This is a genomic window from Clostridium coskatii (assembly GCF_001675205.1).
Classification (GTDB): Bacteria; Bacillota; Clostridia; order Clostridiales; family Clostridiaceae; genus Clostridium_B; species Clostridium_B ljungdahlii.
Genome location: NZ_LROR01000028.1, coordinates 27,124 through 41,495 on the forward strand (window position 1 = coordinate 27,124; position 14,372 = coordinate 41,495).

The 14,372-nt window shown below is 28.5% G+C and carries 15 protein-coding genes; 12 read left to right on the top strand and 3 right to left on the bottom strand.

The genetic code is table 11. The annotated features are described in order from the left end of the window. Positions 1–6 precede the first annotated feature (6 nt). The 11 genes from recN to scpB all read left to right on the top strand — a co-directional run bounded on the left by recN (position 7) and on the right by scpB (position 10,734). Complete coding sequence (recN, locus tag CLCOS_RS02835; RefSeq protein ID WP_063601612.1) at positions 7–1,704, top strand: DNA repair protein RecN; 1,698 nt, start codon at positions 7–9, stop codon at positions 1,702–1,704. A gap of 172 nt (positions 1,705–1,876) precedes the next feature. Beyond that, complete coding sequence (gene spoIVB, locus CLCOS_RS02840; protein ID WP_063601613.1) at positions 1,877–2,983, top strand: SpoIVB peptidase; 1,107 nt, start codon at positions 1,877–1,879, stop codon at positions 2,981–2,983. 217 nt (positions 2,984–3,200) lie between these two features. Then, positions 3,201–4,016 (top strand): sporulation transcription factor Spo0A, encoded by an 816-nt coding sequence (spo0A, locus tag CLCOS_RS02845; protein ID WP_063601614.1) that lies wholly within the window; start codon positions 3,201–3,203, stop codon positions 4,014–4,016. 68 nt (positions 4,017–4,084) lie between these two features. Then, complete coding sequence (locus CLCOS_RS22235; protein ID WP_013237788.1) at positions 4,085–4,255, top strand: hypothetical protein; 171 nt, start codon at positions 4,085–4,087, stop codon at positions 4,253–4,255. 109 nt (positions 4,256–4,364) lie between these two features. Beyond that, entirely contained in the window at positions 4,365–4,886 is a 522-nt protein-coding gene (locus tag CLCOS_RS02850) for an NUDIX hydrolase (RefSeq protein WP_013237789.1), read from the top strand. Between the two features lie 68 nt (positions 4,887–4,954). After that, the gene (spoIIM, locus tag CLCOS_RS02855) at positions 4,955–5,605 is read left to right on the top strand and encodes a stage II sporulation protein M (protein ID WP_063601615.1); all 651 of its coding nucleotides are present in this window, start codon (positions 4,955–4,957) and stop codon (positions 5,603–5,605) included. Positions 5,606–5,863: 258 nt separating this feature from the next. Beyond that, positions 5,864–6,742, top strand: a complete 879-nt coding sequence (locus CLCOS_RS02865) for a site-specific tyrosine recombinase (protein WP_063601617.1) — start codon at positions 5,864–5,866, stop codon at positions 6,740–6,742. Positions 6,743–6,876: 134 nt separating this feature from the next. After that, positions 6,877–8,088, top strand: a complete 1,212-nt coding sequence (locus CLCOS_RS02870; protein WP_063601618.1) for a D-alanyl-D-alanine carboxypeptidase family protein — start codon at positions 6,877–6,879, stop codon at positions 8,086–8,088. A gap of 158 nt (positions 8,089–8,246) precedes the next feature. Further along, positions 8,247–9,413, top strand: coding sequence for a CCA tRNA nucleotidyltransferase (locus tag CLCOS_RS02875; RefSeq protein ID WP_063601619.1), 1,167 nt, complete (start codon positions 8,247–8,249; stop codon positions 9,411–9,413). Next, the gene (locus tag CLCOS_RS02880; protein ID WP_063601620.1) at positions 9,414–10,169 is read left to right on the top strand and encodes a segregation/condensation protein A; all 756 of its coding nucleotides are present in this window, start codon (positions 9,414–9,416) and stop codon (positions 10,167–10,169) included. It begins immediately after the preceding gene. Then, positions 10,159–10,734 carry an SMC-Scp complex subunit ScpB gene (gene scpB, locus CLCOS_RS02885; RefSeq protein WP_063601621.1) on the top strand — a complete coding sequence of 192 codons (576 nt, stop codon included), beginning with the start codon at positions 10,159–10,161 and terminating at the stop codon, positions 10,732–10,734. The genes CLCOS_RS02880 and scpB overlap by 11 nt, the downstream gene beginning before the upstream one ends. Positions 10,735–10,788: 54 nt before the next feature. Here the strand turns inward: scpB and ytfJ are convergent, their stop codons facing one another. Together ytfJ and CLCOS_RS23140 are read right to left on the bottom strand one after the other, a co-directional pair. Continuing rightward, positions 10,789–11,229, bottom strand: coding sequence for a GerW family sporulation protein (gene ytfJ, locus CLCOS_RS02890; protein ID WP_013237796.1), 441 nt, complete (start codon positions 11,227–11,229; stop codon positions 10,789–10,791). A gap of 67 nt (positions 11,230–11,296) precedes the next feature. Further along, the gene (locus CLCOS_RS23140; protein ID WP_013237797.1) at positions 11,297–11,797 is read right to left on the bottom strand and encodes a DUF2953 domain-containing protein; all 501 of its coding nucleotides are present in this window, start codon (positions 11,795–11,797) and stop codon (positions 11,297–11,299) included. 291 nt (positions 11,798–12,088) lie between these two features. Here CLCOS_RS23140 and CLCOS_RS02900 point away from each other — a divergent pair, with 291 nt between their 5' ends. Then, complete coding sequence (locus tag CLCOS_RS02900; RefSeq protein ID WP_063601622.1) at positions 12,089–13,192, top strand: D-alanyl-D-alanine carboxypeptidase family protein; 1,104 nt, start codon at positions 12,089–12,091, stop codon at positions 13,190–13,192. Between the two features lie 581 nt (positions 13,193–13,773). On the opposite strand, the gene CLCOS_RS02905 is transcribed toward CLCOS_RS02900, so the two are convergent. Next, positions 13,774–14,253, bottom strand: a complete 480-nt coding sequence (locus CLCOS_RS02905; protein ID WP_063601623.1) for a hypothetical protein — start codon at positions 14,251–14,253, stop codon at positions 13,774–13,776. Positions 14,254–14,372 lie beyond the last annotated feature (119 nt).

Below are 14,372 nucleotides of genomic sequence, written 5' to 3' on the forward strand. Positions count from 1 at the left end.
TATTTTATGCTGCTTCAATTGAATATAAAAAATTTTGCACTTATAGAAAAGTTGACTATATCCTTTGAATCAGGTTTTAATGTATTTTCTGGTGAAACTGGAGCAGGTAAATCTATATTGATTGATGCAATAAACTATGTACTTGGAGGGAAATTTAATAAGAATTTGATAAGAACAGGAGAAAATAAAACTTTTGTAGAAGCAGTTTTTACTATAGAAAACCCAAAAACTTTTGAGATTTTAGAAGAAAAAGATATGAAATCAGAAGAAGATTTAGTAATAATAAGCAGAGAATCTTTTCAATCAGGAAGAACTGTAGCAAAGATAAATGGTAAATCTATTTTATTGTCTGATTTAAGAGATATAAGTAGTACACTGCTTGATATACATGGCCAACATGATAATCAAAATTTACTTTCAGAGCAAAACCATATAGATTACTTGGACTATTATGGTGAAAATTTTATTTCTGAGACAATGAAAGAATATAAAAAAAATTATCAGCATTTAAATAATATAAAAGATAAAATATATGAACTTTCAGGCAAAAGCGAAGATAGAGAAAAGCTAATAGATTTTTTAAAGTATCAGATAAATGAAATAAATTCAGCAGATTTAAAAGAAACGGAAGAAAAAGAACTAGATAAAAAATTTAATGTTTTATCTAATGCTGAAAAAATAAACAATGTAATAAACAAATGCTATATAGCCCTTTATAGTGGGGAAGAGGGAAAAAACTCCATATATGATAATTTCGGAATAGTTTTAAAACAGTTGAATTCCATAAAGAATATTATGCCTAAAATAGGAGATATGTGCACTTCACTTGAAAATATATATTATGCTATGGAAGGTAATATAGATGAAATAAGAAGTATGAAAGATAGTGTTTATTGTGATAAAAACGAATTGGAATATATAAATAGCAGAATATATCAGATAAATGGTTTAAAAAAAAAATATGGTAATACTATAAAGGACATATTAGATTATAGAGATAAGATAAAAACTCAATATGAGGAAATGAAAAATGCTTCTGATATAATAAAAAATTTAAATTCGGAAAAAATAAGGTTAGAAAATTTACTTAAAATTAAAAGTAAAAAACTTCATGAAATGCGATGTAAAACAGCTCATGTTTTAGAAAAAAATATAAAAAATGAGTTGAATTTCATAGGACTTGAACACAGTATCTTTAAAATAGAAGTTAATTTTGAAGATAAATTTACTTCAAAAGGAATGGATAAGGTAAAGTTTTGTATATCTACTAATCCAGGTGAACCTCTAAAACCTTTGGAAAATGTAGTTTCAGGAGGAGAGCTTTCAAGAATAATGTTAGCATTAAAAACTGTATTTGTAGATAAGGATCATATTCCATCTGTTATATTTGATGAAATAGATACAGGAATAAGTGGAAGAATAGCACAGAGTGTAGCAGAAAAAATGTATACTATATCTAAAAAACATCAGGTTTTTTGTGTTACACACCTACCTCAAATAGCATGTATGTCTGATACTCATTATTGGGTTTCAAAAAATATTAGCAACAATAAAACCTATACGAAAGTTAAAAAGATGAAAAAAACAGAAAAAGAATGTGAAATAGCTAGAATGATAGGAGGGGAAAAAGTTACAAAGCTTACTTTAGAACATGCGAAAGAACTTGTTAGAATGGCAGATTCTAAAAAGTGTAAAATTAAATAGTAGAAACTAAAGAAGTTATCTCCAAAAGTCAGGAGGTGACTTTTAACTTTTTGAATAAAATTTATATTTTTGAAGAATACATTAACTTTAAATGCATCTATATGATAGCATAATAAGATATTTAAAAGGGCAACTTAAATGTAGAAAACAGTGTAACACAGGAGGTAAAAGCATGGGTAAAAAAATTAAACACAGATTATGCTGGATGTTCATTCCTATCCTGTTTATGATGTTAGCTGCCTATTATGGATTGTATGATGATGGAAAAAGATCCAATTTAGTTCAAGTTTCTCACGCTAAATCAGCATTTAATACAGCTGCAGCCAGTAATGTTAATGTATACTTAGGCGGAGAACCTATTGGGGTAAAACTAAATACTAAAGGAGTATTGGTAGTAGCGCTTTCAGATATAGAAACTTCAAGGGGAAAAGTTACAAGTCCTGCTGCATTGGCAGGAATACAAGTAGGAGATAATATAATTAAGGTAAATGATGTTTATGTAAAAAATGCCGAACAAACTCAAACTGAAATAAATAAAGCAAAGGAAAAAAGCATAAAAATATTAGTAGAGAGAAATGGAAAAAGTATAGAAAAAACAGTAAAGCCTGTAAGTGCATTAGAAGGTAATAATTATAAGATAGGGCTTTGGATAAGAGATTCTACGGCAGGAATAGGTACTTTGACTTTTTATGATGAAAAAAGTGGTATGTTTGCAGCATTAGGGCATCCTATAACCGATATAGATACAGGAACAAAACTAAATATAAATTCAGGAGAAATAGTAAGTGCCTCTATTGTATCAATTAAGAAAGGTCTTGAGGGAAATCCTGGTGAATTAAAAGGTATATTTGTAAATGAAGATGTGAAATTAGGAGATATAACAAAGAATACAGAATGTGGAGTTTTTGGAAAGGTAAATACAAATTTTAAATGTAAGAGTTCTAAAAGCATAAAAATATGCCTAAAAAAAGATATTAAGGAAGGTCCTGCTAAGATTTTTACAACTATATCTGGGGAAAAGCCAGAATATTATGATATACAAATAGAAAAACTATTATCACAAAATTCACCTGGACCCAAGAGCATGGTTATAAAAGTAACGGATCCTAGACTTTTAGCCAAAACTGGTGGAATAGTTCAGGGAATGAGCGGAAGTCCTATAATACAAAATAACAAATTAGTTGGGGCTGTCACTCATGTGCTTATAAATAAGCCTCAGGTAGGATATGGGATTTATATAGACTGGATGCTCAAAGATGCAAATATAATGTCAAAATAAAGAGTACAAAATGTTTTAAATAATTATAAAAAATATGGTAAAATAAGAATAGTATAGTATATGATACTAAAGATAGCATTTAATATGCTATCTTTTAATTTTTTTCGTAATAAAATTTTCATGTAATTTATATAAAAAGAAGGAATTAAAATTCCTTTGTCGAATTTATTATTTGTTAAGATATGGCAATTAGTTAAAAAGAGGGGGAGTAAATAGTATGGAGGAATCAAAAATAAGTGTAATTATCGCAGATGATAATGCTGAATTTTGCAGTATTCTCAACGATTATCTTTTAAATCAGAGGGATATATTAGTTACAGGAGTTGCAAAGGATGGGATAGAGGCTCTTAAATTAATCGAAGAGAAAAAGCCAGACTTAGTAGTACTGGATATAATAATGCCTCACCTTGACGGACTTGGTGTTTTAGAGCGATTAAATAATATGAATATGAGCCCAATGCCAAGAGTAATAGTTTTGTCTGCAGTAGGACAGGATAAAATAACTCAAAGAGCTATAACATTAGGTGCAGATTATTATGTAGTAAAGCCTTTTAATATGGAAGTGTTTACGAAAAGAATAAGGCAGATGTTTAATAATGTTATAAGTAGTGGAGATGAGGTAAAGAAAACCATATCTATTATGGATAATGAAGAAATAAAGTTTTCAAGAGATGATCCTACTAATTTGGAACAGGAAATAACTAATATAATACATGAAATAGGTGTTCCAGCACATATAAAAGGATATATGTACTTGAGAGAGGCAATAACCATGGTAGTAAACGATATGGAGCTATTATCGGCAGTCACAAAAGAGCTATATCCATCTATAGCTAAAAAATATAATACCACTGCCAGCAGGGTAGAAAGGGCTATAAGGCATGCTATAGAAGTAGCTTGGTCTAGAGGCCAGGTGGAAACTATAAATAAAATTTTTGGTTATACTATACATAATGATAAAGGTAAGCCCACAAATTCAGAGTTTATAGCCATGGTTGCTGATAAATTAAGATTAAAAAATAAGGTAAGCTAAAAAGTTAAAATATCTTCCATTCATTTTAATTTAAAGAATGGAAGTTTTTTAAAAGGAGCATATAACCCATGAAAATAGAGTTAGAATTAGAAGATATAAAGAATATACAAAATTTAATTAAAAGTAGAATAAATGAACTTAGAGAAAAAATGTCAAACGATTCAGATAGGGAAGAGGAGCTAAGACAAATTATAAGATATTATAAAACATTAGCAAAAAATATAGAAAAACAACTTTAACTTCATTTAATTGACAATGAGATTGGTAAAGTATAAAATTAATTAAAATAATTAATTTTATGAAGTTTTAAGTAGTAATTTTACAAAATAGATAAAGAGGTGCATAAATATGGATTTTACTGAAAAAACTATAAAGCAAGAAAACATATACAAAGGAAAAATTATTGATGTTAATGTCCATACTGTAAAACTTCCTAATGGTAGAGAATCTAAAAGGGAAATAGTAAATCACTGTGGTGGAGTAGCAATACTGGCATATAAAGACAGTAATACGTTGTTTATGGTGGAACAGTTTAGAAAACCTATAGAACATGTGCTTCTTGAAATACCAGCAGGTAAAATTGAGCAAAATGAAGATATGGAAAGCTGTGGAAGAAGAGAACTGGAAGAGGAGATAGGATATAAGGCTAAAAAATTTGAATATCTGGGGAAGGTAGTTACGAGCCCTGGTTTTTGTGATGAATATATATATATTTTCAAAGCTGAAGATTTATATAAGGGAAGAAATGATATTTGCGATGAAGATGAATTCATAAATGTGCGGGAAGTTAAATTGAATAAAATTAAGGAAATGATAAAAAAGGGAGAAATAATAGATGCAAAGACCATTTGTGCGTTTATGATGGTATAACATAGTCATATAACTCTTTTGTAAATCATAAATTATAAAAAGATGATGAACAAAAGGGGGATAAAGTTATGTTGGAAAATAAACTATCAAGTTTAATAAATGGACACATTAAAAATAATTTTTGGTTATATGTTATAAGTATATTATGTGTATTTACAGGGATAGTACTAGGTATATATAGCGTTAGATACATGGGTGGATTTGAGAAAAGTGATCTTTTGAGCTACCTTAAAAATTTTACGACTACAATAGGATCAGGAAGTGTAAATTATAAATCTATTTTTTTAGAAACGTTAAAAAATAATATCCCAATAATTTTAGCTGTTTGGTTTTTGGGTCTTACAATGATAGGAATACCAGTAATACTTATAATAGATATAATAAAGGGATTTACTATTGGTTTTGCTATGAGTTTTATAATAAGTGGAATGGGAATGAAGGGCATGTGGATTTCACTTTTAGGTATACTTCCACAAAATATAATATATATACCATGTATAATATTTTCATCAGTGCTTGCTATGGAATTTTCACTTATGATATTTAAAGATAGATCTGGGCTTAAATGGAAATCCAATGTTTTGGTTAGGTTTACATCCTACTCTGTTTGTTTTTTACTGGTAACTACTGTCATGTTTATAGGCTTTTTTATGGAAGCATATTTAACCCCAAATATGATTAAACTTATTGCAGCAAGTTTTGGGATGATGATAGTATGATCTTAGATGAGAAAAAATCAGCATTTATTATAGTAACATTGAAATGTTTTTTTATACTTGTATTTTTTGGCGTATTTCTACCTAGATGTATAGACTTTGTTATATATAACTTTGTTGTTAAGCCTCATTCTTACGACAATAGTATATTTGTCTATAGCATATTTGGTAAAAATATCAAAATACTATATAATTACACTATTGTTTTTAACGAATTTCTTAAATTTTAAAATTGTAACTCTCGAAGAGTAGGTGGTAATTTTGGATGGACTTTTATTAGGTTATGAAGAAACCTTAGAAAAGAAACACATGAGTAAAAATACAATGGATGCCTATGTAAGGGACATAACCAGATTTTATAATTTTATAAAGGATAGGGAAGAAAATCTAGAAAATGTAGAAGTTGTATCTATAATGGCATATGTACAATATCTTCAAAAAGAAGGGAGAGCTATCTCATCTATAGTAAGAAATATAGTATCCTTGAGAAACTTTTATAAGTATTTGATGCTAAAAGGTGTTCTAAATGAAAATCCTGTTTTGTATTATCAAATTCCAAAGGTTGAACATAAAGTTCCTAAGATATTAACTATAGAAGAAGTAGACAAGCTTTTAGAAGCACCAAATTTAGATACTAATAAAGGAATAAGAGATAAGGCTATGCTAGAGGTTATGTATGCTGCAGGAATGAAGGTAATGGAGCTTTTAAGCTTAACTATATATGATATAGATTTAAAGCTTTCTTATGTAAGGTGTAGAAGCTTAAAAGAAGAGGAACGAATAGTGCCTATAGGTTCTGTGGCTGTAAAGTATTTGAAAAATTATTTAAATATAAGGCCTAAATTAAATATATATAATTTGGATGTTTTGTTTCTCAATTTAAGGGGAGTGCAAATGAGCCGCCAGGGGTTTTGGAAAATAGTAAAATATTATGCAAAAGAGGCAAATATAGATAAAAATATAAATGCTTTTACGTTGAGGCATTCTTTTGCAGTGCATTTACTTCAAAATGGAGCGGATATTAAATCTGTGCAGGAACTTTTAGGACATAAGGAGTTATCTGCTACTCAGATATACTCTTCAGTGATAAAAAGAAATAAAATTGCACAAGTATATAAAAAGTCTCATCCCAGGGCATAGGAAATATTTAAAAGTTAATGAAAAAAATAAAGGATTTGATGTTAAAGTCAATTTTAACATCAAATCCTTTATTTTTATGTGATAATTTTCTTGACTTAAGGAAAGAATACATCTCAAAGGAGGAGAGAAATAAAATGAGGAAAAAGCAAGGAGCTTTTAAAATAGTAAGCAATATATTAATTTTATTTTTTATTACAGTGTTGTGGTTACCAGTTGTTAATGCAGAACCTTTAAGTGAATCCGATAAAAAAGAGATGAATAGTACAGGATCAGGTTTAAATATAAACGCTAGGTCGGCATTGCTTATGGAACCTGCAAGTGGAAAAGTAATTTTTGAGAAAGGTTCTCATGAAAAATTAGAACCTGCTTCAGTTACGAAAATAATGACTATGCTTCTAACTATGGAAGCAGTGGACTCAGGAAGAATATCATTGTCCGATAAGGTAACCGTAAGTGAAAATGCAAAAAAGATGGGCGGAAGTTCGATGTTATTAGATACTGGAGAAGTTAGAAGTGTGGAAGATTTAATAAAGGGAATAGGAATAGCTTCAGGAAACGATGCAGCAGTTGCTATGGCAGAATATTTAGGAGGAAGTGAAGATCAATTTGTACAGCTTATGAATAAAAGAGCAGCAGAACTTGGAATGAAAGATACAAGTTTTAAAAATTGCACAGGACTTAGTGAAGATGGACATTTAACTACAGCCTATGATATAGCATTAATGTCTAGAGAGTTACTTAAGCATACAAGAATACTGAAATATACAGGAACATATATGGAGACAATATCAGAAGGCAGAAAAAGTCCTATAGAGTTAGTAAACCATAATAAATTAGTAAGGTTTTTTAAAGGATGTGATGGATTAAAAACTGGGTTTACCAGTTCTGCTAAGTACTGTATATCTGCAACTGCAACTAGAGATGGTGCAAGAATGTTGGCTGTAATAATGGGCTCTCCTACATATAAGGTGAGGAATAAAGATGCATCTATGATGATGAATTATGGATTTTCCAAGTACTTTGGAAAGAATATTTTAAAAAAGGGAGCTGATGTAGAAAAGATTCCTCTAAATAAAGCAGGAGATAGATTTTTTATTGCTAAAGCTTCAGAAGATTTAAAGGTGGTAGTTGAAAAGGGAAAAGAAAGTAAAATTACTTATAAGTGTGTAATAGATAAAAATAAAAAGCAATACAAAAAAGGCGAAAAAGTTGGGTATTGTGATGTATATGTAAATGGAGAGGCTTTAGGAAAAGTTAACTTATATAGCGACAGGGATGTAAAAAAGTTAGGCATATTTGGGAACTTTAAAGATAGTTTAAAAAATATTTTACAGAAAGGGCAATAGTTTATATATTTTTAATATATAATGTATAATGAAAACAGGAAATTCGATTGGGTTATTGGATTTTTAAAACTCGTTGAATTTCCTGTTGATTTGTTTAAGGCATTTGAAGGAAAATAACAAGCCAAAGATGCCTAAAGCGCAGGAAAGGAAAGAAAGACATGAATATTTTAAAGGCGTTTACTATAGAGCAAATACAAATTATAAATTTAATAAAAGCTATATGTAAAAGTAATGGTATAAAGGCTTATATAGTAGGAGGGGCCGTTAGAGATGCGTTCCTTGGAAATAAAGTAAAAGATATTGATATATGTATAGACAAAAATCCTAATTTTATTATAGGCAAATTGAATGAAATTAAATGTTTTCAGTATTATGATAAATTCCAAACAGCTTCTTTGTTATTTCAAAATGAGGTAAATATAGACTTAATAAGGTGTAGAAAAGAATACTATGCTAGAGATGGTGAACTTCCTATAATTGATCCGTCTAACATATACGATGATTTGAGAAGAAGAGATTTTACGGCTAATGCATTGGCTTATGATATAGTAACAGGAAGTTTAATAGATATTTATGGTGGATTGGAAGATATAAAAAATAAAATCCTACAAAAGATACATTTAAATAGTTATAGAGAAGATCCTACTAGAATATTCAGAGCAGTAAAGTATGCAGTAAGGTATGGCTTTGATTTAAAAGATAAGGATGAAATAATTAATTGTGTGAATGAAGGCGTGTTTAATTTGATAAGCAATGATAGAATAGTGAAGGAAATATACCTCTTATGTGAGGAAAAAATGTGGATAAAAAATATTTTAATGTGTGGTAATTTGAAGATTTTTAATGTTAACAGAGAAAAATTAGAAATAGGAAACGAAAACTACAATAATACAAATAAAAGAATTTTAAGATTATTTTATGCGCTTGAAGACAAAAAGTGTGCTTATATATTGGGTGAAAATTCAGTCTTGGATAGCAAGCTAAAAGTTTCAATGAAAAATTTTACAAAAAATTATCAAAAAATAACCAGCGCAATTCTAAATACTATGGATAATTATGAATTGTATAAAATATTAAAGGGCATAAATGATTATGGACTTATACTTTTAAAATGGAATGACAAACTTAAGTATAAGATTTATAATTATCTTCATAATATGTATCATTATAAATCGTCTTTAAATGGAAAATTGATAAGCTCTATTGGAATACAAAATGGAAAAGCTATAGGAGAAGTTTTAAATTACATGACAAAGATTGAATTAAATTCTATGATAAAGTATGAAAAAAAATATTTAGTGAAAAATTTAGGAGAGATTATTTAGATGTCTTTAAATATAAAAATAGAAAATTTTGAGGGTCCTTTTGATCTGCTTCTTCACCTTATAAAAAAAAATAAAATGAACATATATGATATAAAAATATATGAGATTACGGAACAATATCTTCAGTACGTAAATAATATGAGAGACATGGATTTAGATGTGGCCTCTGAATTTATAGTTATAGCAGCATCACTTATAGAAATAAAATCAAAAATGCTTTTACCTAAAACTCAGTTAAATGAAGATGATAATGAGGATGAAAAAGATCCTAGAAAAGAATTAGTAGACAAGCTTCTTCAATATAAAAAATTTAAAGCAGTAGCTGAATTTTTGAAAAAGAGAGAAATAGGCTTAGAAAAAATGTTTGGAAAAAAACCAGAGATAATTGAACAAGTGAATATGGGTACAAGCCCGGAACAATTTTTAAAGGGAATTACTATGTTAGATTTGTATCGGGTTTACAGTCATCTTATGGATAGCTATGTAAATAAACTTAACAACGGAAATGTCATGGGCAGGGAAATATCATTAGATAAGTTTAAATTGCAGGATAAGATGTTATATATACGAGAAATTATTCAAACTAAGCCTCAAATTAGATTTTCTGTTGTTTTAAAAAAATGTTCTTTTAAAATAGAGAAGGTCGTAACTTTTATTGCACTTTTAGAACTTATAAAACTTAAAGTAGTATCCGTAATGCAGTATGAAAATTTTGATGAAATCTATGTGGAAAGGATAATTGAAAATGAGAAATAATAATGAGAAAAGTACTAACAGCGAAATTGCTCAAGAAAAGGATTTAACAAAAGATGAATATTTCTCCATAATAGAATCATTATTGTTTGTATCTGGCGAACCTCTTACTCTTAAGCAAATTGCTTCAATAATAAAACTCAGTAGTAAACATACAAAGGATTTACTTAAGGATATGACAGTTAAGTACAGACAGAAATCTAGAGGAATAAAAATTTTAAACAATGAGGATAAGTACAGTTTAGTTACTAAAACGGAAAATAGTTATTACGTTGAAGAATTACTTGGGAATAACTCAAGACAATCCCTATCTCAAGCATCATTGGAAACCTTAGCTATTATTGCTTATAAACAGCCTATAACTAGAATAGATATAGATGAAATAAGGGGAGTAAAAAGTGATAGGGCAATATCAACTTTGGTTGAAAGAAAACTGATAAAGGAAAATGGAAGATTGAGTGTGCCTGGGAGACCCATATTATATGGTACTACGGAAGAGTTCTTAAAATATTTTGGGCTTGAAAATATAAATGAAATTCCGAGTATTGAGGAATTTCATCTTGATTAATTTAGGTATATTCAAAAAATTATAGTGTATTATGTAAGTGAAGAAGAGGAATGACTATTCTTCTTCTTCCTTTTTTTCTTCTTCTTTCTTTTTATCAGAGTTATGTTTGGATTTTGGAGACTTAGAATTCATCATTCCTCTTATTACATCCATTACCTGTGGAATTGAATCTACTATCTTATCATAGGTGTTATTTTGATCTAAAGATAAAAGTCTTATAGAGTCACCTTTTGTGACTAAAAAAGCCACAGGTTTTACCGTAACTCCAGCTCCTGACCCACCACCAAAAGGATATTCTGGATTAGGTGATTCTTCATGGCTTACGTCGAATTCGCTTCCTCCAGATGCAAATCCAAAGGATACCCTTGAAATTGGTATTATAAGAGAACCGTCTTTTGATTCTACAGCATCACCTACTATGGTATTTACATCTATCATATCTTTTAAATTTTCCATAGTGCTTTTTAATAAATTTTCTATAGGATGGTTATCCATAAAAATTCCTCCTTTACTATTCATTCTTAACTTAAAAATATGCATAGATTATAGTTTTTTTACACTTTTAGCTGTGCTTAAATAGTTTTATATACATATAAATAATTTTAGCTAAACTAATGTAAATTATACTTGATATTTCTAAATTAAAATAAAAACTGTTAAAAACAGGTTTTACGTGTAATTCTTTTTTCTTCACTACAAAAATATTTTTGATTAGAGCAAATATAAAAGTGCTTAATGTTGGTATAAGCCCATAGGTTATGGCAGTATAGGCTGCATCATCTAACCCATAAATGAGTTTTACCTTAATTTTTATATGGGGTTTAAATTTTAATTTTTTAAGGGATTTCAAATTTACTTTGAAATTATTTATGAGGAATGAGGACTTTTTCTTTCTTTCAAGAGGGGGTTTATTATCTTTTAAATTAAATTTGTTTATAACATTTAAATTATAGATTTTTAGTGAGAAGGCTTTATTGATATAGTTTATTTTTATTTTAAGAGGTATAGGAATAAATACCAAAACAAATAATATTAAGATAAATAAAATAAGTAATTTAATCAATATTTAAATCCCCCCATTTAAAAGGTTTTATTATTAATAATTATTACCTTAATAGTGAATTATATACTAATTTAGAATGAGTTTTACTAGTAATATATTTGTTTTAGGGAAAAGTATTTAGTATAGCTAAGAGTTAAGAAGCGAGAGTTGAGAGTTATGGATGATTTTCTTAAGTTCTAAATTTAAGATTTTTGTACTGTAGAGAAAAAAATCCTCATTCACTATCTATTCTCCATTATCCACTTTTCACTTAATAATCTATTGAGAGGAAGGAGATAAACTATATAAATTATGAAATTTAAAAAGAGTTTATCATATATAGTAATAACATTTATACTTTTTAATATTTGCAGCTATACTGTGTTTGCAGATGATAAAAATTCATCTTTTCGAGAACCTAATATAAATGCACGCTGTGCTATAGCTATGGATAGTAAATCAAAAGTAATTATGTATCAAAAAAATGCTTCTGAATTAGTACCGATGGCAAGTACGACTAAAATAATGACAGTACTAGTTGCAATAAAATATGGAAAATTAGATGAAAAAGTACAAATATCATCTAGATCAGCAGGGATAAGGGGGTCTGTGGTAGGCTATAAAAAAGGAGAAAGCATAACTTTAAAGGAACTTTTATATGGACTTATGTTGAGGTCAGGAAATGATGCAGCTATAGCTATTTCAGAAGGTGTAAGTGGAAGTGTAGAAGAATTTGTGAAACTTATGAATGAATATGCTAGTGAAATAGGTGTAATAAACACTCATTTTAAGACACCTCATGGACTCGATAAAGAAGAACATTACACCACGGCGTATGATCTTGCAGTACTTACATCTATAGCTAAAAACAACACACTATTTAATGAAATCGTTAGTTCGAAAGATGTGGATGGACCACAAAATGGATTTACAAGAAGCTATCACAATATCAATAAAATTCTTTGGAAAATTCCAGATGCAAATGGTGTTAAGACAGGTTATACGGGTAAGGCAGGAAAATGTTTAGTTACATCTACAAAAGTTCAAGGAAATGATGTTATAATAGTAGTTCTAAATTGTCCTAGAAGATGGGAAGAAACAGAAAAAATATATAAATATGTTGATAAAAATTTTAAGTTTAACAAGTTATTTTCTAAAGGAGATAAAGCTCTTGAGTTAAGAGTAAACAAAAAGGATTTAAAGTTAGAATGTGAAGATGATGTTATAGTGCCTATAAAAAATGGATTCAAGTGCAGTGTTAAAATTATAAAACCTCAAAGAATAAAATATTCGATTAACAAGGGTGATAGAATAGGAATGCTTTGTATATACGAAGGGGATAAAAAGATATATAGTACGTCCCTTAGAGCTTCCAATAGCATAAAAGTGAAAAAATTCATCAAATGGATATTCTAATTAGAAATTCTATAAAGTTTCTAAGTAGAAAGTTTACTTATACTAACAAAAACCATCACACTAAAAACTTTTTATAAGTCTAAAAAAGTTCAGTATTTAGAAAATCTAAAGAAGCTTATATAAACAGAGTTCTTGGTATCGGGTGGAGTTTTGCTCCGTCTGATGCTTAGAAATCGTTATCCAGGGACGTATCTGCTGTTTATTCCCACTTGGATAAGTGGGAATATTAGAGCAGATAGTCATCGGATAAACTCGTACCTGAAACATATATAATCTTCTAAGATTTTCTAAAATGCTTCACTAAGACTTATAAAAAAAGTTTTTAAGTGTGATTTCAATTTTGTTAGTATATTTTATATATAAGTTAAAATTTCAATTAGAATCACTATGGATAGTTACTTTACTATTTATATAGGCTTTCTAACTTAAAAATCAAGTTATATGCAAGCATATTTTTACAATAATCAAGCTCTTTAAAAATTTTTTGCTTAGCCTTATCAAAATATTTAACGAGCTGAAGGTTGTAAAAATATCCGAAGTATAAGTTAATTTTTCGTTTGAAAACCTCATTGAAGTATATGTTAATGGCAGAAAAAAAGTTCTTCTTTTTTGGAGTCTTCTAGTAAAGTGAATCTTCTTATAGGATAAGTACTATTCTCTTTTATATTTTTTAAAGTATTTTCTAGAAACTTATCACTAAACTTAACTTGTGAATCTTTTTTAATTTCATTATATATAGTATATTCTATATGAGGAGGGGTAGCATCTACTATATAAACCGGAAAAAGATTTTCTATAGGCTTGTTTACAAGTGCATATTGATATAGTGAAGCATCGACAATAACACCTCGGTATACATTAAAACAATGGGCAAAACTCCTACTATAGTTTTCATTTATGTAAATACGCAATATGCCTTGCATAGCAGGAACATCCATATCTTCATGCTTACAAATTTGGTATATAAGGGAGGCTATTAAGGGACCGTTATTTGAAATAGTATATTTATTAATGCAATATTTGCATACATTTTTTAAAAAAGTTTTTTCAGAAATGTTCATATCTATTATCATCTCCTAATTTTGAAATCTAATATATCTATTAAATCATATTTTCATATGTAAATAAATAAGTTTTTATGCAATTTTGAAAAAGGTATTTGCATAAAACGGCTTGAAAT

What these genes read in the sequence shown, in the direction of transcription:
- recN (WP_063601612.1), top strand. Translation starts at nt 7, where the DNA reads ATGCTGCTTCAATTGAATATAAAAAATTTTGCACTTATAGAAAAGTTG.
- spoIVB (WP_063601613.1), top strand. Translation starts at nt 1,877, where the DNA reads ATGGGTAAAAAAATTAAACACAGATTATGCTGGATGTTCATTCCTATC.
- spo0A (WP_063601614.1), top strand. Translation starts at nt 3,201, where the DNA reads ATGGAGGAATCAAAAATAAGTGTAATTATCGCAGATGATAATGCTGAA.
- CLCOS_RS22235 (WP_013237788.1), top strand. Translation starts at nt 4,085, where the DNA reads ATGAAAATAGAGTTAGAATTAGAAGATATAAAGAATATACAAAATTTA.
- CLCOS_RS02850 (WP_013237789.1), top strand. Translation starts at nt 4,365, where the DNA reads ATGGATTTTACTGAAAAAACTATAAAGCAAGAAAACATATACAAAGGA.
- spoIIM (WP_063601615.1), top strand. Translation starts at nt 4,955, where the DNA reads ATGTTGGAAAATAAACTATCAAGTTTAATAAATGGACACATTAAAAAT.
- CLCOS_RS02870 (WP_063601618.1), top strand. Translation starts at nt 6,877, where the DNA reads ATGAGGAAAAAGCAAGGAGCTTTTAAAATAGTAAGCAATATATTAATT.
- CLCOS_RS02875 (WP_063601619.1), top strand. Translation starts at nt 8,247, where the DNA reads ATGAATATTTTAAAGGCGTTTACTATAGAGCAAATACAAATTATAAAT.
- CLCOS_RS02880 (WP_063601620.1), top strand. Translation starts at nt 9,414, where the DNA reads ATGTCTTTAAATATAAAAATAGAAAATTTTGAGGGTCCTTTTGATCTG.
- scpB (WP_063601621.1), top strand. Translation starts at nt 10,159, where the DNA reads ATGAGAAATAATAATGAGAAAAGTACTAACAGCGAAATTGCTCAAGAA.
- ytfJ (WP_013237796.1), bottom strand. Translation starts at nt 11,229, where the DNA reads ATGGATAACCATCCTATAGAAAATTTATTAAAAAGCACTATGGAAAAT.
- CLCOS_RS02900 (WP_063601622.1), top strand. Translation starts at nt 12,089, where the DNA reads ATGAAATTTAAAAAGAGTTTATCATATATAGTAATAACATTTATACTT.
- CLCOS_RS02905 (WP_063601623.1), bottom strand. Translation starts at nt 14,253, where the DNA reads ATGAACATTTCTGAAAAAACTTTTTTAAAAAATGTATGCAAATATTGC.